The sequence below is a fragment of the Streptomyces sp. NPDC107500 genome (assembly GCF_055582785.1).
This window is the reverse complement of sequence record NZ_JBVJPF010000011.1, coordinates 79809-100410: the sequence shown is the minus strand read 5'-3', so window position 1 is coordinate 100410 and position 20602 is coordinate 79809. Positions and strand designations below refer to the sequence as shown.

The following is a 20602-nucleotide window of genomic DNA, read 5'->3' as shown; positions in this document are numbered from 1 at the left end:
GTACGTGGCGGTCACTGCGGACCGGCGCGCCTGCTGCCAATAATCATGGCGAACGAGAGCACGGGGGCAGTCTGGCACATTCCGTCCATCCGCTCACCGGGTGTCTCAGGATGCGAGCGGTGCGCTGGTCAGACGTCCGTGAGGAGGCAGTCCGCCAGGAATTCCCGCGCGTGGGCGAGGACCTGCGCCCGGTCGGTCCCGCGCAGGCCGATCGCCACGTGGATGGCGAGGCCGTCGAGGAGGGCCCGCAGCCGGGCGGCGAACCGGTCGGGGTCGACGGGGCGGAACTCGCCGCGCGAGACGCCCTCGGCGAGCAGGGCGACGAGGTCGCGGTGCCAGGCGCCCTCGATGGCGGCCTGCCGGTCGCGGGCGTCGTCCTCGGCGTTCTGCGAGCGGTTCCACACCTCCAGCCACAGCGTCCAGTGCGGGTCGCGGTGGCCGTCGGGGACGTAGAGGTCGACGTACTCCTGGAGGCGTTCACGGGCGGTGCCGGGCCGGGTGAGCAGCCGGCCGCGTTCCACGCCCAAGCGGCCCTCGCTCCACTCCAGGGTGCGCAGCAGCAGCTCGTCCTTGGAGTGGAAGTAGTACAGGAGGTGGCCGCTGCTCATGCCGACCTCGCGGCCGAGCGCCGCCATGGTCAGCTTCTCCAGGCCGCGCTCGGCGATCATCTCCATGGCGGCGGCGAGCACGTCCTCGCGCGGCGGCGCCTGTCTGCGCCCACCACCGGCCATGTCCCGCTCCTAGGTCGTCTTGATCCTCGGCTGCTGCTGCGTGATGCAGTGGATGCCCCCGCCACCCGCGAAGATCGTACGCGCGTCCACCAGGGTCACCGTCCGCCGAGGGTGCAGGCGGCGGAAGATGCCGGCCGCGATCTCGTCGCGCGGGTCGTCGAAGGCGCACAGGACGACGCCGCCGTTGCACAGGTAGTGGTTGATGTAGGAGTAGTCGGCCCAGTGCCCGTCGGCCTCCAGGACGGTCGGGGCGGGCACCTCGACGACCTCCAGCCGGCGGCCCCGGGCGTCGGTGGCGGCGCGCAGGACGCCGATGGCCTCCTTGGTCACCTCGTGGTCGGGGTGGGCCGGGTCGGGCTGGTGGTGGGCGACGACGACGCCCGGCGCGGCGAAGGCGGCGACGATGTCGACGTGGCCGAGGGTGCCGAAGCCGTTGGGCGGGTAGTCGCCGGTGAGCCCGCGGGGCAGCCAGATCGCCTTGCTGGTGCCGAGGTGGGCGTGCACCTCCGCCTCGACCCGCTCCTTGGTCCAGCCGGGGTTGCGTTCGGGCCCGAGCTGCACGGTCTCGGTGAGCAGCACCGTGCCCTCGCCGTCGACGTGGATGCCGCCGCCCTCGTTGACGAGCGGCGAGGCGTAGGTCCGGGCGCCCGCGACGTCGGCGACGTGCGCGCCGATCTTCGCGTCGTGCTCCCAGCGGGCCCACTCCTGGGCGCCCCAGCCGTTGAAGGTCCAGTCGACGGCCGCCAGTCCGTCGGGGCCGGTGAGGAAGGTGGGGCCGATGTCCCGCATCCACGCGTCGTCCAGCTCGCGTTCGACGGTGTCGATGCCGTCGCCGAGCAGCGCGCGGGCCTCGGCGGACCGGCCCGGACCGCACACCACGGTCACCGGTTCGAAGCGGCGCACGGCGCGGGCGACACCGGCCCAGGCGATGTGCGCGGCGGCCAGGTCCCCGGGATCCTCGAAGGTGGGGTTGGGGCCCGGCCACGCCATCCAGGTGCGTTCGTGCGGGGCCCACTCGGCGGGCATGCGGAAACCGTCGGCGGCAGGGGTCATGGCGGGTACCTTCACGGGGCGTCGAGGCGGGTTCACAGGAAGTAGAGGCGGTTGAGGGAGACGGAGTCGGCCGGTTCGGAGCGCAGCGGGTCGCCGTCCAGGGTGACCAGGCCGGTCCGCCGGTCGACGTCGACCTGTCCGGTACGGGAGTTCAGGCGCAGGTCGGCCGGGCCGATGCCGCGGGTGCCGCGCACGGCGACCCGGCGGCGGCGGGTGGGCATCGTGTCGTGGCCCTGGTCCACGGCGGCCTGGGCGACGAAGGCGACGGAGATCTCGGCGGGCGTGGCACCGTGCGCGCCGAACTGCGGGCCGAGGACGAGGGGTTCGCAGGTGTCGGTGGCCGCGTTCGGGTCGCCGACCACGCCGTACGCCGGGAACCCCGCCTTGAGGACGAGCTGGGGCTTGGCACCGAAGTACTCCGGGCGCCACAGCACGATGTCGGCGAGCTTGCCGGCCTCGATGGAGCCGACCTCGTGGGCGAGGCCGTGGGCGATGGCGGGGTTGATGGTCAGCTTCGCCATGTAGCGCAGGACGCGCTCGTTGTCGTTGTCGTCGTCGGGGGCGCCGAACTCGGCCTTCATCTTGCCGGCCATCGCGAAGGTGCGGCGGACCGTCTCGCCGGCCCGGCCCATGCCCTGCGCGTCGGAGGAGGTGATGCCGATGGCGCCCAGGTCGTGCAGCACGTCCTCGGCGCCCATGGTCCCTTCGCGGATGCGGTCGCGGGCCATGGCGGCGTCGCCCGGCAGCTCGGTCTTGAGGTCGTGGACGGAGACGATCATGCCGTAGTGCTCGGCGACCGCGTCCCGGCCGAAGGGCAGGGTGGGGTTGGTGGAGGAGCCGATGACGTTGGGGACGCCGGCCATCTTCAGCACGTTGGGGACGTGTCCGCCGCCGCAGCCCTCGATGTGGAAGGCATGGATGGTGCGGCCCTCCAGGACGCGGAGGGTGTCCTCGACGGAGAGGCACTCGTTCAGGCCGTCGCTGTGCAGGGCGACCTGGACGTCGTGCTCCTCGGCGACGCGCAGGGCGGTGTCGAGGGCGCGGGTGTGGGCGCCCATGTCCTCGTGCACCTTGAAGCCGGACGCGCCGCCCTCGGCCAGCGCCTCGATCAGCGGTGCCTCGTGGGACGAGGAACCCCGGCCCAGGAACCCGATGTTGACCGGCCAGGCGTCGAAGGCGGAGAACGCGTGCTTCAGCGCCCAGGGCGAGTTGACGCCGACGCCCCAGACCGGCCCGAACTCCTGCCCGATGATCGTCGTCACGCCGGAGGCGAGCGACGCCTCCATGATGCGCGGGGAGAGCAGGTGGACGTGGGTGTCGACGGCTCCGGCGGTGGCGATCAGGCCCTCGCCGGAGACGATGGACGTGCCGGTGCCGACGACCACGTCGACGCCGTCGAGGGTGTCGGGGTTGCCGGCCCGGCCGATGGCGTGGATGCGGCCCTCGCGGATGCCGATCGACACCTTGCGGATGCCCTGGACCGCGTCGATGACGACGACGTTGCTGATGACGACGTCGCAGGTCTCGCGCACCGCGGCGGCCTTGAGGTGCAGCCCGTCGCGGGCGGTCTTGCCGAACCCGGCCAGGAACTCGTCGCCCTGGAGCTGGGCGTCGGACTCGACGCGGATCACCAGCCCCGAGTCGCCGAGGCGCAGCCGGTCGCCCGCACGGGGGCCGTGGGTGGCGGCGTAGGCGTAGGGGTCGATGTGGATCGACTCGCTGATCTCGCGTCCCTTGGAGCGGCTCATCGCACGCTTCCTTCCGGTGATCCGTCTGCTACGGGGGGCACGCCCAGGTATCCGCAGGCCGCCGCCCGCCGCAGGGCCTCCTCCTTGGCGCCCGGCGCGTCCAGCGGCCCGTCGACCAGTCCGGCGAACCCGATCGCGACCCGCCGCCCGCCGATGGGCACCAGGCCGACCTCGGCGCTCTCGCCCGGGCCGAAGCGGACCGAGGACCCGGCGGGGACCGCGAGACGCATGCCGTAGGCCCGCTCGCGGTCGAAGTCCAGGCGCGGGTTGGCCTCGAAGAAGTGGAAGTGGGAGGTCACGGAGACCGGCACGGTCGCGGTGTTGGTGACCGGCAGCCGGAGCGCCGCCTCGGGTTCGGCGTGGTCGGGCCCCGGCAGCAGGGCCCCAGGGCCGGCCGGGCCCAGTCCCCCGCCGCCGATCGGGTCGGAGACGACCGCGAGCCGGGAGCCGTCGTCGAAGACGGCCTCCACATGGACCTCGGTGACCACGTCCGCGACACCGGGCAGCACGTCGTCCGGCCCGAGCACGGACCGGGCCCGCTCGACGGCCTCGGCGAGACGGGCACCGTCGCGAGCGGCCTCGCACACGGTGTCCGCGATCAGCGCGGTCGCCTCCGGCACGTTCAGCCGGAGCCCGCGGTTCCGGCGGGCCCGGGCCAGCTCGGCCGCCCCGAAGAGCAGCAGCCGGTCACGTTCCGTGGGGGTCAGTCTCACGACGCGGCACCTCCTTGCCATCCCGACGTTAGAACACCACTCTAAACAGAGCATCCCCAGAACGGAACCATTGACGGGCGGCACAAGCAGGCGTCACATTGAACGTCGCTCTAAACCAACAGGCGGCCGTCGAAGGAGACCAGCCATGCCGATCGAACAGCGCGGAGTCGACACCATCCCCGAGGAGGAACGCACCAGCGGGCCCAGGGATCTCGTCTCGATCCTGCTGGGCTCCAACCTCTGCCTCGGCGTGATCGTCTTCGGCTGGCTGCCGCCGTCCTTCGGCCTCGGCTGGTGGGCGTCGGTCGGCGCGGTGGTGGCGGGCACGGTCGTCGGCACGCTGTTCACGGCACCCCTCGCGCTGGTCTCGCTGCGCACCGGCACCAACCTGTCCACGTCGTCCGGCGCCCAGTTCGGCGTGCGCGGGCGGCTGGTGGGCTCGGTGGTCGGGCTGCTGCTGGCCCTCGGCTACACGGCGCTGACCGTATGGATCGGCGGGGACGTGATGATGGGCGTGCTCGGCCGCCTCTTCGGACTCCCGCAGGGCGGGGCCGCGTACGCCGTCGTCTACGGCCTGCTCGCCGCGGCGACCGTCGCGGGCGCGGTCTACGGCTACCGGGTGCTGCTCGCCATGTCGAAGGTGCTGGCCTACGGCATGACGGCCCTGCTGGTCCTGGGCGTGATCGCCTACGCCCCCGACTTCACCACCGCCGCGCTCCCGGAGGCCGGCGGCTACCTGCTGGGCGGCTTCTGGCCGACGTGGCTGCTCGCCGCCGTGGCCGCGGGACTGTCCGGGCCGATCGCCTTCATCACGCTGCTCGGCGACTACACCCGCTACATCTCACCGGCCCGCTTCTCCTCGCGCCGGGTGCTGCACGCGACCTGGCTGGGGCTGCTGCTGGGGCTGCTCGTGCCGCAGCTCTTCGGCACCTTCACGGCGTACGCCGCCCGTGCCGCGCTCGACTACGCGGGCCCGCTGGTCGACGCCGCCCCCGCCTGGTACCTGGTCCCGCTGCTGCTGGCCGCCTCGGCCGGCTCGGTGGGCAACGCGGGGCTGATGCTCTACTCGATGGGCCTCGACCTGGACGCCATCCTGCCGCGCGCCTCCCGCGCCCGCGCCACCTGTGCCGTCGCCGTCGTCGCGACGGCCTGCGTGTTCGCCGGGCACTACGCCTGGGACGCGCAGTCGGCGATGACGTCGTTCGTGCTGCTGCTCACGGCGATCGGCACGCCGTGGGCGGTCATCACGATGATCGGCGCGATCCGCTGTGGCGGGGTGTACGACGCCGACGCGCTCCAGGTCTTCAACCGCCGCGCGCGGGGCGGGATCTACTGGTACCGCTCCGGCTGGAACGTCCCCGCGACGGTCGCCTGGGCGGTGGGCGCGGCGGTGGGCGTCCTGGCCGTGTCCCTGCCGTCCTACGAGGGCCCCCTGCTGTCCCTGACGGGCGGGGTGGACTGCAGCTTCCTGCTGTCGGGGCTGGTGGGCGGGGTGGTGTACGTGATCGCGGTACCGGGTGCCGTCGCGCCCGCGGCGAGCGGGGCGGAGCTGGCGACGGCCGCCTCTTCTCCGACGGAGTCGGGTGGCGGGCGGGCATAGGCGGGGGGTCCCGGGGGCGGAGCCCCCGGCAGGGCCCGCCCCCACGCGGGGTGCCTCAGGCCAGGCGGTGCATCCAGCCGTGCTTGTCCTCGGCGGTGCCGCGCTGGATGTCCAGCAGGGCGGTGCGCAGGCGCTGGGTGACCTCACCCGGCTCGCCCCCGCTCTGCTGCCACTGGGCCCCGGCCCGCTTCACCGTGCCGACCGGCGTGATCACCGCGGCGGTGCCGCAGGCGAAGACCTCGGTGAGGGTGCCGTTCTCCGAGTCGCGCTGCCACTGCTCGACCGAGACCCGGCCCTCCTCCGCCTCGTAGCCGAGGTCACGGGCGACGGTGAGCAGGGAGTCGCGGGTGACGCCCTCCAGGATGGAACCGGTGAGGGAGGGCGTGATGATCTTGTCGCCGTACACGAAGTACAGGTTCATGCCGCCCAGTTCCTCGACCCACTGGTGCTCGACCGCGTCGAGGTAGCAGACCTGGTCGCAGCCCTTGGCCGCCGCCTCCGCCTGCGCGAGCAGCGACGCGGCGTAGTTGCCGCCGGTCTTGGCGTCGCCCATGCCGCCGGGGACGGCGCGGACGCGGTCCTCGGAGACCCAGATGGAGACCGGCTTCACGCCGCCCGGGAAGTAGGCGCCGGCCGGGGAGGCGATGACCAGGAAGAGGTACTCGCCGGCCGGCTTGACGCCCAGGCCGACCTCGGTGGCGATCATGAAGGGGCGCAGGTAGAGGGATTCCTCACCGCCGTGCGCCGGGACCCAGTCCTGGTCCTGGCGGACCAGCGCGTCGCACGCCTCGATGAACGTCTCCACCGGCAGCTCGGGCATGCCCAGGCGGCGGGAGGAGGCCTGGAAGCGGCGGCCGTTCTTCTCCGGCCGGAAGGTGGCGACGCTCCCGTCGGGCCGGCGGTAGGCCTTCAGGCCCTCGAAGATCTCCTGCGCGTAGTGCAGGACCATGGTGGCCGGGTCGAGGGAGAGCGGGGCGTACGGGACGAGCTGACCGTCGTGCCAGCCGCGGCCCTCGGTCCACTTGATCGTCACCATGTGATCGGTGAAGTGGCGGCCGAACCCGGGGTTGGCCAGGATCGCCTGCCGCTCCGCGTCGGAGAGCGGGTTGGCGGAGGGCTTGAGCTCGATCGTGCGCGTCGTCATGGGTTGATGTCCTTCACCGGTTTGATTGTGACGGGCCGCTGTCACGCCCGTACGGCCGGTGGCCGGTGCTAGGACGTCCGAGCATTCCCTCATGTCACGGCTTCGCGTTCGATTATCGCGCGCGACCGGTGACGGATGAAACGGGGTGAATGCGGCCCAGGGTCTGATGGTCGCACCTGGCGGACGCAGGAGAAAGCCGCCGGGTGCCTTGTTTCTCGGACCCGGCGGCTTCGAAAGGTTGGATTTTCGAGTGCGCCGGATCAGCCGGCTACTCGGGCGGCGAGCGCGTCGCCGATCTCGGAAGTGCTGCGCGCGGGCAGGTCGCCGCGCTCGCCGAGGTCGGTGGAGACGGCCTCCTCGATGCGGGCCGCCTCGCCCTCGTACCCGAGGTGGCGCAGGAGCAGGGCGACGGACAGGACCGTGGCGGTCGGGTCGGCCTTGCCCTGGCCGGCGATGTCGGGCGCGGAGCCGTGGACCGGCTCGAACATCGAGGGGAAGTCGCCGGACGGGTTGATGTTCCCGCTGGCGGCGACGCCGATGCCGCCGGAGACGGCCGCGGCGAGGTCGGTGATGATGTCACCGAAGAGGTTGTCGGTGACGATCACGTCGAAGCGCGCCGGGTCGGTGACCAGGTAGATGGTCGCGGCGTCGACGTGGATGTAGTCGGTGGTGACCTCGGGGTACTCCGCGGCCACCTTGTTGAAGACGTCGGTCCACAGGTGGCCCGCGAAGGTCAGCACGTTGTTCTTGTGGACCAGCGTGAGCTTCTTGCGGGGGCGGGCCTGGGCGCGGGCGAAGGCGTCGCGGACGACGCGCTCGACACCGAAGGCCGTGTTGACGGAGACCTCGGTGGCGACCTCGTGCTCGGTGCCCTTGCGGATGGTGCCGCCGTTGCCGGTGTACGGGCCTTCGGTGCCCTCGCGGACGACGACGAAGTCGATCTCCGGCTGGCCGGCGAGCGGGGTGGCGACACCCGGCAGCAGCTTGGACGGCCGCAGGTTGACGTGGTGGTCGAAGGCGAAGCGGAGCTTGAGCAGGAAGCCGCGCTCCAGGACGCCGGACGGCACCGTCGGGTCGCCGATGGCGCCGAGCAGGATGGCGTCGTGGCCCTTGAGGGCGTCGAGGTCGGCGTCGGTGAGGGTCTCACCGGTGGCGTGGTAGCGCCGGGCGCCGAAGTCGAACTCCTTGGTCTCCAGCTTCACATCCTGCGGAAGGACGGCGGAGAGCACCTTCAGGCCTTCGGCCACGACCTCCTGGCCGATGCCGTCACCGGGAATCACTGCGAGATTGAGGCTGCGAGAACTTGCCGACATGTGCGGCACCCTACTCCTCGTCCCACGGGATGACACGAGGCGTCCGGCATACGGACGCCCCGCTGCCCGCGGCTCAGTGCCCGGTGGACCCGCCGTTGTCCCGGCGGTCGAGGGCGCGCTGGAGGGCGGCCGCGGCGTTCTTGCGGTCGGAGTCGGCGCTGCGGGAGAGGTGGCGGACTCGGCGGCGGACGGTCGTCTCGGCCATGGGAATCGACTCCTTCTGCACTAAGGGAGCGCGGAGAGCGAGCGGTACGGAGAGACGCCGGAAGGGGCGGGGAGCGCGGTGCCGCAGGGGTTGCCTGCGCGGGGCCCGGCTCACGACCGCCATCCGCTCGATCGAGCGGTACGTTCGGCTCCTACAAAGCTAAGGGAGTGCGGAGCGTCTGTCTCCACAATTACTCGGACTTCCTACTATCTGAGACGGTGCCCTCGGTCACACGCCCCCGAACTGCGAAAACGCCCGGGGGGCCAGGTCGGTCGACCTGGCCCCCCGGGCGTCACTCACAGGGCGTCAGCCCATGTGCGGGTACGTGTAGTCGGTCGGCGCGACCAGCGTCTCCTTGATGGCGCGGGTCAGCGTCCAGCGCATCAGGTTCTGCGGGGCGCCCGCCTTGTCGTTGGTGCCGGAGGCACGGCCGCCGCCGAAGGGCTGCTGGCCGACCACGGCGCCGGTCGACTTGTCGTTGATGTAGAAGTTGCCGGCCGCGTAGCGCAGCTTCTCCATCGTGTACGCCGCCGCCGCACGGTCGTTGGAGATGACCGAGCCGGTGAGGGCGTAGTCGGAGACGGACTCCATCTGGGTGAGCATCTCGTCGTACGCGCCGTCCACGCTGTCGTCGTAGACGTGCACGGCGAGGAACGGGCCGAAGTACTCGGTGCGGAAGACCTCGTTCTCCGGGTCGGTGCACTCGACGACGGTCGGGCGGACGAAGTAGCCGACCGAGTCGTCGTAGGAGCCGCCCGCGACGATGGTGCAGGTCTCGTCGTCCTTGGCGCGGTCGATGGCCGCCTTGTTCTTGGCGAAGGACCGCGCGTCGATGACGGCGCCGACGAAGTTCGACAGGTCGGTGACGTCACCCATGGTGAGGTAGTCGACCTCGGCGGCGAACTCCTCCTTGAAGCCCGAGTTCCAGATGGACGCCGGGATGTACGCGCGGGAGGTGGCGCTGCACTTCTGGCCCTGGTACTCGAAGGCACCGCGGGTCAGGGCGGTCTTGAGCACGGCGCGGTCGGCGCTCGGGTGGGCGACGAGGAAGTCCTTGCCGCCGGTCTCGCCGACCAGGCGCGGGTAGGTGCGGTACTTCTCGATGTTGTTGCCGACCGTCTTCCACAGGTGCTGGAAGGTCTTGGTCGAGCCGGTGAAGTGGATGCCCGCGAGGTCCCGGTGCTCCAGGGCGACCTCGGAGACCGCGATGCCGTCGCCGGTGACCAGGTTGATGACGCCCTTGGGCAGCCCGGCCTCCTCGAGGAGCTGCATCAGCAGCACGGCGGCGTGGGTCTGCGTCGGGGACGGCTTCCAGACCACCACGTTGCCCATGAGGGCCGGGGCGGTGGGCAGGTTGGCGGCGATCGCGCTGAAGTTGAACGGCGTGATCGCGTAGACGAAGCCCTCCAGCGGGCGGTGGTCCATGCGGTTCCACACGCCCTGGGAGTTGGCCGGGGGCTGCTCGGCCAGGATGTTGCGGGCGTAGTGGACGTTGAAGCGCCAGAAGTCGATCAGCTCGCAGGGGCTGTCGATCTCGGCCTGCTGGGCCGTCTTGGACTGGCCGAGCATCGTGGAGGCGGCGATGGTCTCGCGCCACGGGCCGGACAGCAGCTCGGCGGCGCGCAGGATGATCGCCGCGCGGTCGTCGAAGGACATCGCGCGCCACGCGGGGGCCGCGGCCAGGGCGGCGTCGATCGCGTCCTGGGCGTCCTGCTGGGTGGCGTTGGCGTAGGTGCCCAGGCGGGACTTGTGGTTGTGCGGCTGCACGACGTCGAAGCGCTCACCGCCGCCCATCCGCTTGACGCCGCCGATCGTGCAGGGCAGGTCGACCGGGTTGTCGGCCAGCTCCTTGAGCTTGACCTCCAGACGGGCACGCTCGGGCGAGCCGGGGGCGTAGCCGTGCACCGGCTCGTTGACGGGGGTGGGGACCTGGGTCACAGCGTCCATGGTTTCCGTTACTCCTTACTGAGCGGTCTTGCGAGCGGGTGCGGGCTCAGCCCTTGCTGACCATCGAGCGGGCGAAGAACCGGAGGTTCGCCGGCTTCTCCGCCAGACGGCGCATGAAGTAGCCGTACCAGTCGGTGCCGTAGGCGGTGTAGACGCGCATGCGGTGGCCCTCGGCGGCCAGCCGCAGGTGCTCGTCGCCGCGGATGCCGTACAGCATCTGGAACTCGTACTCGTCGAGCTTGCGCCCGGCGGTGCGGGCCAGCTCCTGGGCGATGGAGATCAGGCGCGGGTCGTGCGACCCGATCATCGGGTAGCCCTCGCCCTCCATCAGGGTGCGCAGGATGCGGACGTACGCCTTGTCGATCTCGTGGCGCTGCTGGTACGCGACCTCTGCGGGCTCCTTGTAGGCGCCCTTCACCAACCGTACGCGAGAGCCGCTGTCGGCGAGGCGGCGCGCGTCGGCCTCGGTGCGGAAGAGGTACGCCTGGATGACGCAGCCGGTCTGCGGGACGTCCTTCCGCAGCTCGTCGTGGATGGCGAACATCGAGTCGAGAGTGGTGTGGTCCTCGGCGTCGAGGGTGACGGTGGTGCCGATCTCGGCGGCGGCCTCGACGACCGGGCGGACGTTCTTCAGGGCCAGCTCGTGGCCGCCGTCCAGCGCCTGGCCGAACATCGACAGCTTGACCGACATCTCGGCGCGGGTGCCGAGGTCCAGCGGCTTCAGCCGGTCGATCAGCTCCAGGTAGGCGTCGCGGGCGGCCTCGGCCTGCTCGGGGGTCGTGATGTCCTCGCCGACGACGTCCATCGTCAGCTCCAGGCCCTGGTCGGTCAGGTCCCGGATGATCGGCACGATCTCGTCGACCGTCTCGCCGGGGATGAACCGGTCGACGACCGGCTTGGTCACGGGCGCGGCCGACACCAGCCGACGCATCCGGTCGCTGCGCGACGCGGCGAGAATCACGGGACCCAGCACGGGGCACCTCCACTTACCAACCAACACGAGGCCGTAGCCCGACGGACGGGGACGGCACGGAGAACCACCGTGAAATCTAAGGATCCCCCCGATCGTCGGCCATCGACAGCTGTCACGCATCCGTGCCGCAGATCTCAGACATGTGTATGAAAGCGGCGCGCAAATGCGGCAGAATGCCCGGGTGACGACGGATTCCAAGGGTGACTACCAGGAGCTGGTCGACGAGATCTCCGAGCTGCTGGGCGCCCCGGCGACCCTGGAGAACCGCGACTTCGAGCTGATCGCCTTCGGTGCCTACGACAGCGAGGGCGACCTCGACCCCTCCGCCCTGGACCCGGTGCGCACCCGCTCGATCCTGACCCGCCGCTCCACCGCCGCCGTCCGGGCCTGGTTCGAGGGCTTCGGCATCACCCGCGCCACCGGCCCGGTCCGCATCCCGCCGACCCCGGAGGCGGGTGTGTACCGGGGGCGCACCTGTCTGCCGGTACGCCATCGGGGCGTGGTCCTCGGCTATGTGTGGCTCCTGGACACCGACCCCGGTCCGACGGAGCGGCAGCTGACCGCGGCCATGGCGGTGACCACCCGGATCGGCGCGCTGCTCGCGGACGAGGCGCAGCACGGCGCGGACCTGAGCCGGGAGCTGCGGGCGGTGCTGACCTCGGATCGGGACTGGCAGCGGGACATGGCCGTGGCGGAGCTGCGCACCGCGCTGGGTGCCCGCGCGGACGCCCTGCACGCGGTGGTCTGCGTGGCGCCCTGGCCGTCGGCCGGTCCCGAGGACGCGCCCTCGGTCCGCACCGTGCCGGCGGCGACGGCGCTGTGCACGGTGCCGTGGGGCACCGCGGGCGAGTCGCTGGCCCTGCTGGTGCGGCTGCGCTCGGCGGACGTGCCGACCCCGGCGACCTCGGCGGCGGCCCGGCTCCTCGAACGGGCCCGCGGCGAAGGGACCGCGGCCGGGGTCTCCGCGCCGCGCTCGGGACTGGCGGAGCTGGGCGCGGCCTGGTGGGAGGCGTCGGCGGCGGCGCGGGCGGCACGCGCGGAGTCCCGCTTCGGTCCGGTCGCGGAGTGGACGTCCATCGGGGCGTTCCGCCTGCTGACCGCGTTGCCCCCGCGGTCCGCGCAGGACCCCGCCCTACGGGTCCTGCTCTCCCCCGCCCACCGGGAGCTGGTCCGCACCGCCGAGACCTACCTCGACCGCGCGGGCCAGGCCGGCCGCGCCGCCGCCGAGCTGGGCATCCACCGCCAGACCCTGTACTACCGACTCTCCCGCGTCGAACAGCTCACCGGCCTGGACCTGGACGACGGGGAGGACCGGCTGCTGCTGCACATGGCCCTCAAGGCGCACCGCCTGTAGCGGCCTCCATCACCCGGCGCAGGCCGGCGGCGAGCACCGCGCCGTCGGGTGCCGACTCCGGGTCGAACGTCCACTGGGCGATGAGGCCCGTCATCAGGGTCACGTAGAACATGCCGAGGGTGTCCGCCGCGTCGTCGGTCACGTCCTCCTCCCGGCCGCCCATCAGCAACGGGATCAGACCGCGTCCGGCCTCGCGCTGGGCCGCCGCCAGATGGGCGCGGACCTCCGGGAGCCGGTCGCCGAGGACGACGACCTCCATGCTGAGCCGCCACAGCGACCCGGGCTCCTTCATGGTGGCGGCGATGTTCGACCACACCCGCTCGAACCGCTCGAGAGAGCCGGGCGGGGTCTCCTCCAGCCCGCCCTCCCCCTCGAAGGCGTCGCCCATGCCTTCCACCAGCGCGACGTAGGCCTGCGCGAGCAGCGCGTCCTTCGACCCGTAGTGGTAGCCGATGGAGGCCAGGTTGGTCCCCGACTCCCGGACGATGTCGCGCGCGGTCGTGCGCACGAAGCCCTTGTCGAGCAGGCAGCGCTTGGCGCCCTCGAGCAGATCCTCACGGTGTCCCATGGCCACACCTTACCGGTCTCGCTATACATTCGTCTTACACAGTCGTTCTAGACAGGCGTATAAGACGTGCGTACAGTCATCGGCATGACACCGAACCCGACCCGGGCCGGCCGCCGTGAGTGGACCGCCCTGACCGTGCTGATGCTGCCGCTGCTGCTGGTCTCGATGGACGTCTCGGTCCTCTACTTCGCGATCCCCGAGATCAGCGCGGACCTGGACCCGACCGGCACCCAGCAGCTGTGGATCTTCGACATCTACGGCTTCGTGCTGGCCGGCCTGCTGATGACGATGGGAGCGGTGGGCGACCGCATCGGCCGCCGCCGGCTGCTCCTGCTGGGCGCGGCGGCCTTCGGCGCCGCCTCGCTGCTCGCCGCCTACGCGCACACCGCGGAGACCCTGATCGCCGCCCGCGCGGTCCTCGGCATCGGCGGCGCCGCCCTGATGCCGTCGACGATGGCGCTGGTCCGCACGATGTTCACCGACCCCTCCCAGCGCGCGAAGGCGATCGGCCTGTGGTCGGGGGTGATGACGGCCGGGATCGCGCTCGGCTCGGTGATGAGCGGCGTCCTCGTCGAGCACTTCTGGTGGGGCTCGGTCTTCCTGGTCAACCTGCCGGCCATGGTCCTGCTGCTGGTCCTCGGCCCGCTGCTGCTCCCCGAGTCCCGCGACCCCTCCCCCGGCCGCTTCGACCTGCTGAGCGTCCCGCTGTCGATGGCGGCCGTGCTGCCGGTGGTCTACGGCCTGAAGGAACTGCCCTCCGAGGGCTGGAACGTCCGCTACGTCGTCTCGATCACCGTCGGCCTGCTGTTCGCGGCGCTGTTCGTGCACCGTCAGCGCACCGCGGCGTCGCCGATGATCGCGCCGGTGCTCTTCCGCGGCCACGGCTTCACCCCGGCGCTGGTCCTCAACACCCTGTCGGCCTTCGGGATGATGGGCTCCGCCTACTTCACCACCCAGTACCTCCAGTCGGTCCTGGGCAAGAGCGCGCTGGAGGCCGCGCTGTGGAGCCTGCTGCCGTCGGTGCTCATCGGCGTCGCCGCACCGGTCGCCGCCCAGTTGGTCCAGCGCGGCATGGAGCGCGCCTACGTCGTGACGGCCGGCTTCGGCACGGCGGCGGCCGGCTACGGGCTGCTGGCCCTGTCCGGCACCGACTCGCTCTGGCTGGTGCTGGCCGCCTGCGGGGTCCTGGCCGCCGGCATCGTCGTCGTCATGTCCCAGCTCACCGACCTGGCGCTGAGTTCGGCCCCGGTCGAGAGGGCGGGTTCGGCCTCCTCGCTGCTGGAGACCGGCACCGAGTTCGGCGGCGCGCTGGGGATGGCCGCCCTCGGCTCCATCGGAACCGCGCTCTACCGCCACGGCATGCCGTCGAGCGCGCCCGAACCGGCACGGGAGACCCTGGGCGGCGCGCTGGCCGTCGCCGCCGAACTGCCGGGGCGCGCGGGAGACGCCCTGGCGCTGGCGGCGCGCGAGGCGTTCACCGACGGGATGCGGGGAGCCTCGATCGCGGCGGCACTGCTGCTCGTCGGGGCGGCGGGGCTGGCGGCACTGGGCCTGCGGCACATCCGGGTGCGTCCGCAGGCGCCCAAGGAAATCGCCGAACAGGCTGATCGACTCAGCCCGTCCGGCGTTCGATGACGAGCCCGTTCAGGGCGAACGGGGGTCCGGGGGCGGCAGCCACCCCCGGAGGACGGTCACCTCAGACGAGGTTCACCGACCGGGCGGACGTCGCGCCGATCTCCGCCGCGACCTCCGCCAGCACCCCGGAGGGCACCGTGTCGTCGACGGTCAGCACGGCCAGCGCCTCGCCGCCGACCGTCGCACGGGCGACCTGCATGCCGGCGATGTTGATGCCGGCCTCGCCGATGACGCGGCCGACGGTGCCGACGACGCCGGGACGGTCCTCGTAGCGCAGGACGACCATGTGGTCGGCGAGGGCGAGGTCGACGTCGTACTCACCGACGGCGACGATCTTCTGGAGGTGCTTCGGGCCGGCCAGCGTGCCGGAGACCGACACCTCCTCGCCGTCCGCGAGGGTGCCGCGCACCGTGACGACGTTGCGGTGCTCCGGGGACTCCGAGCTGGTGGTCAGCCGGACCTCGACGCCGCGCTCCTGGGCGAACAGCGGGGCGTTGACGTAGGAGACCGTCTCGTCGACGACGTCCTCGAAGACACCCTTGAGGGCGGAGAGTTCCAGCACCTTCACGTCGTGCTGGGTGATCTCGCCGTAGACCTCGACGTCGAGGCGGACGGCGACCTCGCCGGCGAGCGCGGTGAAGATCCGGCCGAGGCGCTCGGCGAGTGGCAGACCCGGCTTGACGTCCTCGGCGATGACACCGCCCTGGACGTTGACCGCGTCCGGGACCAGCTCACCGGCGAGGGCGAGCCGCACCGACTTGGCGACCGCGATGCCGGCCTTCTCCTGGGCCTCGTCGGTGGAGGCGCCGAGGTGCGGGGTGGCGACGACCTGGTCGAACTCGAACAGCGGCGAGTCCGTGCACGGCTCCTTGGCGTACACGTCCAGGCCGGCGCCCGCGACGCGGCCCTCCTTGAGCGCCGAGTACAGCGCCGCCTCGTCGACGATGCCGCCACGCGCGGCGTTGACGATGCGAACGCTCGGCTTGACCCTGCGCAGCGCCTCGTCGCCGATCAGGCCGAGGGTCTCGGGGGTCTTGGGCAGGTGGACGGTGATGAAGTCGGAGACCTCGAGCAGCTCGTCCAGCGACAGCACCTTGACGCCCATCTGCGCGGCCCGCGCGGGCTGCACGTAGGGGTCGTAGGCGACGACCTTCATGCCGAAGGCCGACATGCGCTGCGCGACGAGGGCGCCGATGCGGCCGAGGCCGACGACACCGAGGGTCTTCTCGGCCAGCTCGACGCCGGTGTACTTGCTGCGCTTCCACTCGCCGTTCTTCAGCGCGGCGTTGGCCTGCGGGATGTTGCGGGCGGTGGCGACGATCAGGCCGCAGGCCAGCTCGGCGGCGGTCACGATGTTGGACGTCGGCGCGTTGACGACCATCACGCCGGCCTTGGTGGCGGCGGAGACGTCGACGTTGTCCAGGCCGACCCCGGCCCGGGCGACGACCTTCAGCTTCTTGGCGGCGGCGATGGCCTCGGCGTCGACCTTGGTGGCGGAGCGGACCAGGATCGCGTCCACGTCGGCGATGGCGGGGAGCAGTTCGGCCCGGTCCGCGCCGTTGCACTGGCGGATCTCGAAGTCGGGGCCGAGCGCGTCCACGGTCGCGGGCGACAGCTCTTCGGCGATGAGTACGACAGGTTTCGAGCTCACGTGAGTCCTCACAAGTCCAATGCGGACGGCCGTCCCGACGGCCGCATTCGGTGTCGCTAAGCCGCGTGGAAGACGCACGACGCTGTGGGCCTGACGCGTATGTGTTCAGCAGTCTAGTGGCGTGGCGGACGTCGTCCCGCGCCTCTGCGGAAGGATCACCCGTCCGTGGGTGGACGGGGTGGACAACGCCGTGCACCCGACGTTACCCCGGGTTCGCCGAAGGGGCCGGAGCGACGTCGCTCCGGCCCCCGGCGGTGAGGACTACGCCTCTTCGTCGACCCAGCTCATGAGCTTGCGCAGCTCCTTGCCGGTGGTCTCCAGCAGGTGCTCGGAGTCCTGCTTCTTGTACTCGTTGTACTTCTTCAGACCGCCGTGGTACTCGTCCATCCACTGCTGGGCGAAGGTGCCGTCCTGGATCTCGGCCAGGACCTTCTTCATCTCGGCCTTGGTGGCGTCGGTGATGATCCGCGGGCCGGTGACGTAGTCGCCCCACTCGGCGGTCTCGGAGATCGACCAGCGCATCTTCTCCAGGCCGCCCTCGTACATGAGGTCCACGATCAGCTTCAGCTCGTGCAGGCACTCGAAGTAGGCGATCTCCGGCTGGTAACCGGCCTCGGTCAGGGTCTCGAAGCCCGCCTTGACCAGCGCGGCCGTGCCACCGCACAGGACGGCCTGCTCGCCGAAGAGGTCGGTCTCGGTCTCCTCGGTGAAGGTCGTCTTGATGACGCCGGCGCGGGTGCCGCCGATGCCCTTCGCGTACGACAGGGCCAGCGCGAAGGCGCTGCCCGTGGCGTCCTGCTCGACGGCGGCGATGCAGGGAACGCCGCGGCCCTCCTCGTACTGACGGCGCACCAGGTGGCCCGGGCCCTTGGGGGCGACCATGCAGACGTCCACGCCGGCCGGGGGCTTGATGAAGCCGTAGCGGATGTTGAGGCCGTGACCGAAGAACAGCGCGTCGCCGTCCTTCAGGTTGTCCTTGATGTGCTTCTCGTAGACCTCGGCCTGGATCGGGTCCGGGACGAGGATCATGATGACGTCGCCCTCGGCGGCGGCCTCGGACGGGCTCACCACGCGCAGGCCCTGCTCCTCGGCCTTGGCCTTGGACTTCGAGCCCTCGTGCAGACCGACGCGCACGTCGACGCCGGAGTCGCGCAGCGACAGGGCGTGGGCGTGGCCCTGGCTGCCGTACCCGATGACCGCGACCTTGCGGCCCTGGATGATGGACAGGTCGGCGTCGGCGTCGTAGAACAGCTCGGCCACTGGGTTCTCTCCTTGTGTGCAGGTGTTGCGTCCCACCGTATGCCGGTGGGGGGAAGGGAAGTTTCGGGGTCTCGGCATACGGGCGGCCGGCTGTCGCGCCGGCCGCCCGTCGCCGTGGTCATGCGGACCGGTCGAGTGCGCGCAGCGAGCGGTCCGTGATCGAACGGGCGCCGCGGCCGATGGCGATCGTGCCGGACTGGACGAGTTCCTTGATGCCGTACGGTTCCAGCATCCTGAGCATGGCGGACAGCTTGTCGCTGCTGCCGGTGGCCTCGATGGTGACGGCCTCCGGGGAGACGTCGACGGTCTTGGCGCGGAACAGCTGGACGATCTCGACGATCTGGGAGCGCGTCTCGTTGTCGGAGCGCACCTTCACCAGAACGAGTTCACGCTGGACGGCCTGGGCCGGCTCCAGCTCGACGATCTTGAGCACGTTGACGAGCTTGTTGAGCTGCTTCGTCACCTGCTCCAGCGGGAAGTCCTCGACGCTCACCACGATGGTGATGCGGGAGATGTCGGCGTGCTCGGTGACGCCGACGGCGAGCGAGTCGATGTTGAAGCCGCGGCGGGAGAAGAGGGCGGTGATCCGGGCGAGGACGCCGGGGGTGTTCTCCACCAGGACGGAGAGCGTGTGCTTGGACATGGTCTGCTTCCTCTGCTTGAAGTCCTGACGGCTCTCAGTCGTCTTCGTTGTCGCCGAAGTCCGGGCGGACGTCCCGGGCGGCCATGATCTCGTCGTTGGAGGTGCCGGCGGCGACCATCGGCCAGACCATCGCGTCCTCGTGGACGATGAAGTCCACGACGACGGGCCGGTCGTTGATGGAGTTCGCCTCCTCGATGACCTTGTCGAGGTCGGCGGGGTCCTCGCAGCGGATGGCGTAGCAGCCCATGGCCTCCGACAGCTTCACGAAGTCGGGGACGCGGGTGCCGCGGGCGTCCGGGTTGACGTCCTCGGGGCCGGAGTGGAGCACGGTGTTGGAGTACCGCTGGTTGTAGAACAGGGTCTGCCACTGGCGGACCATCCCGAGGGCGCCGTTGTTGATGACGGCGACCTTGATCGGGATGTTGTTCAGGGCGCAGGTGGTCAGTTCCTGGTTGGTCATCTGGAAGCAGCCGTCGCCGTCGATCGCCCAGACCGCGTTGCCGGGCATGCCGGCCTTGGCGCCCATGGCGGCCGGGACCGCGTAGCCCATGGTTCCGGCGCCGCCGGAGTTGAGCCAGGTGGCGGGCTTCTCGTACTGGACGAAGTGGGCGGCCCACATCTGGTGCTGGCCGACGCCGGCCGCGAAGATCGTGCCCTCGGGCGCGAGCTGCCCGATGCGCTCGATGACCTGCTGCGGGGAGAGCGAACCGTCCTCGGGCTGGTCGTAGCCGAGGGGGTAGGTGTCGCGCCAGCGGGACAGGTCCTTCCACCAGGCGGTGTAGTCGCCCTTGTTGCCCTCGTCGTGCTCCTTCTGGACGGCCTGCACGAGGTCGGCGATGACCTCGCGGGCGTCCCCGACGATCGGGACGTCGGCGGCGCGGTTCTTGCCGATCTCCGCCGGGTCGATGTCGGCGTGGACGATCTTGGCGTACGGGGCGAAGCTGTCCAGCTTGCCGGTGACGCGGTCGTCGAAGCGGGCTCCGAGGGCGACGATCAGGTCGGCCTTCTGCAGCGCGGTGACGGCGGTGACCGCACCGTGCATGCCCGGCATTCCCACGTGCAGCGGGTGGCTGTCGGGGAACGCGCCGAGCGCCATCAGGGTGGTGGTGACGGGCGCTCCGGTGAGTTCGGCGAGGACCTTCAGCTCGGCGGTGGCCTGCGCCTTGAGCACGCCGCCGCCGACGTAGAGCACGGGGCGCTTCGCGGCGGAGATGAGCTTGGCGGCCTCGCGGATCTGCTTGGCGTGCGGCTTGGTGACCGGGCGGTAGCCGGGCAGGTCGGTGGCCGGCGGCCAGGAGAAGGTCGTCCGCGTCTGCAGCACGTCCTTCGGGATGTCGACGAGGACCGGTCCCGGACGGCCGGTCGAGGCGATGTGGAAGGCCTCGGCGATCGTCTTCGGGATGTCCTCGGCCTTGGTGACCAGGAAGCTGTGCTTGGTGATCGGCATCGTGATGCCGACGATGTCCGCCTCCTGGAAGGCGTCCGTGCCGATCGCCTTGGAGACGACCTGGCCGGTGATCGCGACCAGCGGCACCGAGTCCATGTTGGCGTCCGCGATCGGCGTCACCAGGTTGGTGGCACCGGGACCGGAGGTCGCCATGCAGACGCCGACCTTGCCGGTGGCCTGCGCGTAGCCGGTGGCCGCGTGGCCCGCGCCCTGCTCGTGACGGACGAGCACGTGGCGCACCCGGCTGGAGTCCATCATCGGGTCGTAGGCGGGAAGGATCGTGCCACCGGGAATGCCGAATACGGTGTCGACCCCGACCTCCTCAAGCGAGCGGATGAGGGACTTCGCACCCGTGACGGACTCGGGGGCGGACTGCTGTCCTCCGGAACGGGGCCGCGGCTGCGGGTGATGGGCCCCGGTGGCCTGCTCGGTCATCGGCATTCTCTTCTCGATGCTGAGGGTTTTTGCGAGGTTTCGTGCGGTCTGCGGCTGCTGCTCGGCGGGTGCCTGTGCAACAAAAAACCCCTCGTGCCATAAGGCAAGCGAGGGGAGCGCGTCGGGTGTGGGTCGCCGGGAGTCCGGGTGGTCCGGACATCACCAGCTTCAGCCGACGCGCT

Annotated in this window: 17 protein-coding genes; 3 read left to right on the top strand and 14 right to left on the bottom strand. The window is 71.2% G+C overall.

All coding sequences use genetic code 11. The annotated features are described in order from the left end of the window. Window positions 1-128: 128 nt before the first annotated feature. Genes ACZ67M_RS35765 through ureA form a run of 4 tightly spaced genes read right to left on the bottom strand, consistent with a single transcriptional unit; the run spans window position 129 to window position 4245 of the window. A complete protein-coding gene (locus ACZ67M_RS35765; protein WP_361366997.1) occupies window positions 129-731 on the bottom strand; it encodes a TetR/AcrR family transcriptional regulator in 603 nt (200 codons plus the stop codon). A gap of 9 nt (window positions 732-740) precedes the next feature. Continuing rightward, window positions 741-1784 (bottom strand): agmatine deiminase family protein, encoded by a 1044-nt coding sequence (locus ACZ67M_RS35760; protein ID WP_469854140.1) that lies wholly within the window; start codon window positions 1782-1784, stop codon window positions 741-743. Window positions 1785-1816: 32 nt separating this feature from the next. After that, a complete protein-coding gene (locus ACZ67M_RS35755; RefSeq protein ID WP_385799936.1) occupies window positions 1817-3532 on the bottom strand; it encodes an urease subunit alpha in 1716 nt (571 codons plus the stop codon). Then, a complete protein-coding gene (gene ureA, locus ACZ67M_RS35750; RefSeq protein ID WP_469854139.1) occupies window positions 3529-4245 on the bottom strand; it encodes an urease subunit gamma in 717 nt (238 codons plus the stop codon). Before ureA ends, ACZ67M_RS35755 begins: the two co-directional genes overlap by 4 nt. 145 nt (window positions 4246-4390) lie before the next feature. On the opposite strand from ureA, the gene ACZ67M_RS35745 reads away from it, so the two are divergent. Next, window positions 4391-5845 carry a cytosine permease gene (locus ACZ67M_RS35745; protein ID WP_469854138.1) on the top strand — a complete coding sequence of 485 codons (1455 nt, stop codon included), beginning with the start codon at window positions 4391-4393 and terminating at the stop codon, window positions 5843-5845. Window positions 5846-5900: 55 nt separating this feature from the next. On the opposite strand, the gene ACZ67M_RS35740 is transcribed toward ACZ67M_RS35745, so the two are convergent. The 5 genes from ACZ67M_RS35740 to ACZ67M_RS35720 all read right to left on the bottom strand — a co-directional run bounded on the left by ACZ67M_RS35740 (window position 5901) and on the right by ACZ67M_RS35720 (window position 11427). Next, window positions 5901-6989 (bottom strand): branched-chain amino acid aminotransferase, encoded by a 1089-nt coding sequence (locus ACZ67M_RS35740; RefSeq protein WP_361366983.1) that lies wholly within the window; start codon window positions 6987-6989, stop codon window positions 5901-5903. Window positions 6990-7249: 260 nt separating this feature from the next. Next, window positions 7250-8302 (bottom strand): 3-isopropylmalate dehydrogenase, encoded by a 1053-nt coding sequence (locus ACZ67M_RS35735; RefSeq protein ID WP_385799931.1) that lies wholly within the window; start codon window positions 8300-8302, stop codon window positions 7250-7252. Window positions 8303-8375: 73 nt separating this feature from the next. Further along, window positions 8376-8507 carry a hypothetical protein gene (locus ACZ67M_RS35730; RefSeq protein ID WP_107420291.1) on the bottom strand — a complete coding sequence of 44 codons (132 nt, stop codon included), beginning with the start codon at window positions 8505-8507 and terminating at the stop codon, window positions 8376-8378. Between the two features lie 306 nt (window positions 8508-8813). Beyond that, window positions 8814-10454: an L-glutamate gamma-semialdehyde dehydrogenase gene (pruA, locus tag ACZ67M_RS35725; RefSeq protein ID WP_469854137.1), complete on the bottom strand. Its 1641-nt coding sequence runs from the start codon at window positions 10452-10454 to the stop codon at window positions 8814-8816. Between the two features lie 46 nt (window positions 10455-10500). Continuing rightward, window positions 10501-11427, bottom strand: coding sequence for a proline dehydrogenase family protein (locus ACZ67M_RS35720; RefSeq protein WP_226486848.1), 927 nt, complete (start codon window positions 11425-11427; stop codon window positions 10501-10503). Between the two features lie 163 nt (window positions 11428-11590). Between ACZ67M_RS35720 and ACZ67M_RS35715 the strand changes: the two genes are divergently transcribed. After that, the gene (locus ACZ67M_RS35715; RefSeq protein ID WP_451854788.1) at window positions 11591-12781 is read left to right on the top strand and encodes a PucR family transcriptional regulator; all 1191 of its coding nucleotides are present in this window, start codon (window positions 11591-11593) and stop codon (window positions 12779-12781) included. Here the strand turns inward: ACZ67M_RS35715 and ACZ67M_RS35710 are convergent. Then, window positions 12762-13349 carry a TetR/AcrR family transcriptional regulator gene (locus ACZ67M_RS35710; protein WP_361366972.1) on the bottom strand — a complete coding sequence of 196 codons (588 nt, stop codon included), beginning with the start codon at window positions 13347-13349 and terminating at the stop codon, window positions 12762-12764. The genes ACZ67M_RS35715 and ACZ67M_RS35710 overlap by 20 nt on opposite strands. An 84-nt stretch (window positions 13350-13433) precedes the next feature. Here ACZ67M_RS35710 and ACZ67M_RS35705 point away from each other — a divergent pair, with 84 nt between their 5' ends. Continuing rightward, window positions 13434-14984: an MFS transporter gene (locus tag ACZ67M_RS35705; protein WP_469854136.1), complete on the top strand. Its 1551-nt coding sequence runs from the start codon at window positions 13434-13436 to the stop codon at window positions 14982-14984. A 61-nt stretch (window positions 14985-15045) separates the two neighbouring features. Here ACZ67M_RS35705 and serA read toward each other — a convergent pair whose 3' ends face one another. The 4 genes from serA to ACZ67M_RS35685 form a co-directional block, all read right to left on the bottom strand. Further along, a complete protein-coding gene (gene serA / locus ACZ67M_RS35700) occupies window positions 15046-16635 on the bottom strand; it encodes a phosphoglycerate dehydrogenase (protein ID WP_307015237.1) in 1590 nt (529 codons plus the stop codon). Window positions 16636-16896: 261 nt separating this feature from the next. Next, a complete protein-coding gene (ilvC, locus tag ACZ67M_RS35695) occupies window positions 16897-17895 on the bottom strand; it encodes a ketol-acid reductoisomerase (RefSeq protein ID WP_361366966.1) in 999 nt (332 codons plus the stop codon). Between the two features lie 118 nt (window positions 17896-18013). After that, window positions 18014-18538, bottom strand: a complete 525-nt coding sequence (ilvN, locus tag ACZ67M_RS35690; RefSeq protein ID WP_122617626.1) for an acetolactate synthase small subunit — start codon at window positions 18536-18538, stop codon at window positions 18014-18016. A 34-nt stretch (window positions 18539-18572) separates the two neighbouring features. Beyond that, window positions 18573-20420, bottom strand: coding sequence for an acetolactate synthase large subunit (locus ACZ67M_RS35685; protein ID WP_361366962.1), 1848 nt, complete (start codon window positions 20418-20420; stop codon window positions 18573-18575). Between the last annotated feature and the right edge of the window lie 182 nt (window positions 20421-20602).

Coding starts and splice junctions, on each gene's coding strand:
- ACZ67M_RS35715 (WP_451854788.1), top strand. CDS start 11,591: ATGCGGCAGAATGCCCGGGTGACGACGGATTCCAAGGGTGACTACCAG.
- ACZ67M_RS35705 (WP_469854136.1), top strand. CDS start 13,434: ATGACACCGAACCCGACCCGGGCCGGCCGCCGTGAGTGGACCGCCCTG.
- ACZ67M_RS35745 (WP_469854138.1), top strand. CDS start 4,391: ATGCCGATCGAACAGCGCGGAGTCGACACCATCCCCGAGGAGGAACGC.
- ACZ67M_RS35710 (WP_361366972.1), bottom strand. CDS start 13,349: ATGGGACACCGTGAGGATCTGCTCGAGGGCGCCAAGCGCTGCCTGCTC.
- ACZ67M_RS35730 (WP_107420291.1), bottom strand. CDS start 8,507: ATGGCCGAGACGACCGTCCGCCGCCGAGTCCGCCACCTCTCCCGCAGC.
- ACZ67M_RS35765 (WP_361366997.1), bottom strand. CDS start 731: ATGGCCGGTGGTGGGCGCAGACAGGCGCCGCCGCGCGAGGACGTGCTC.
- ACZ67M_RS35760 (WP_469854140.1), bottom strand. CDS start 1,784: ATGACCCCTGCCGCCGACGGTTTCCGCATGCCCGCCGAGTGGGCCCCG.
- pruA (WP_469854137.1), bottom strand. CDS start 10,454: ATGGACGCTGTGACCCAGGTCCCCACCCCCGTCAACGAGCCGGTGCAC.
- ACZ67M_RS35685 (WP_361366962.1), bottom strand. CDS start 20,420: ATGACCGAGCAGGCCACCGGGGCCCATCACCCGCAGCCGCGGCCCCGT.
- ACZ67M_RS35755 (WP_385799936.1), bottom strand. CDS start 3,532: ATGAGCCGCTCCAAGGGACGCGAGATCAGCGAGTCGATCCACATCGAC.
- ilvN (WP_122617626.1), bottom strand. CDS start 18,538: ATGTCCAAGCACACGCTCTCCGTCCTGGTGGAGAACACCCCCGGCGTC.
- ACZ67M_RS35735 (WP_385799931.1), bottom strand. CDS start 8,302: ATGTCGGCAAGTTCTCGCAGCCTCAATCTCGCAGTGATTCCCGGTGAC.
- ACZ67M_RS35740 (WP_361366983.1), bottom strand. CDS start 6,989: ATGACGACGCGCACGATCGAGCTCAAGCCCTCCGCCAACCCGCTCTCC.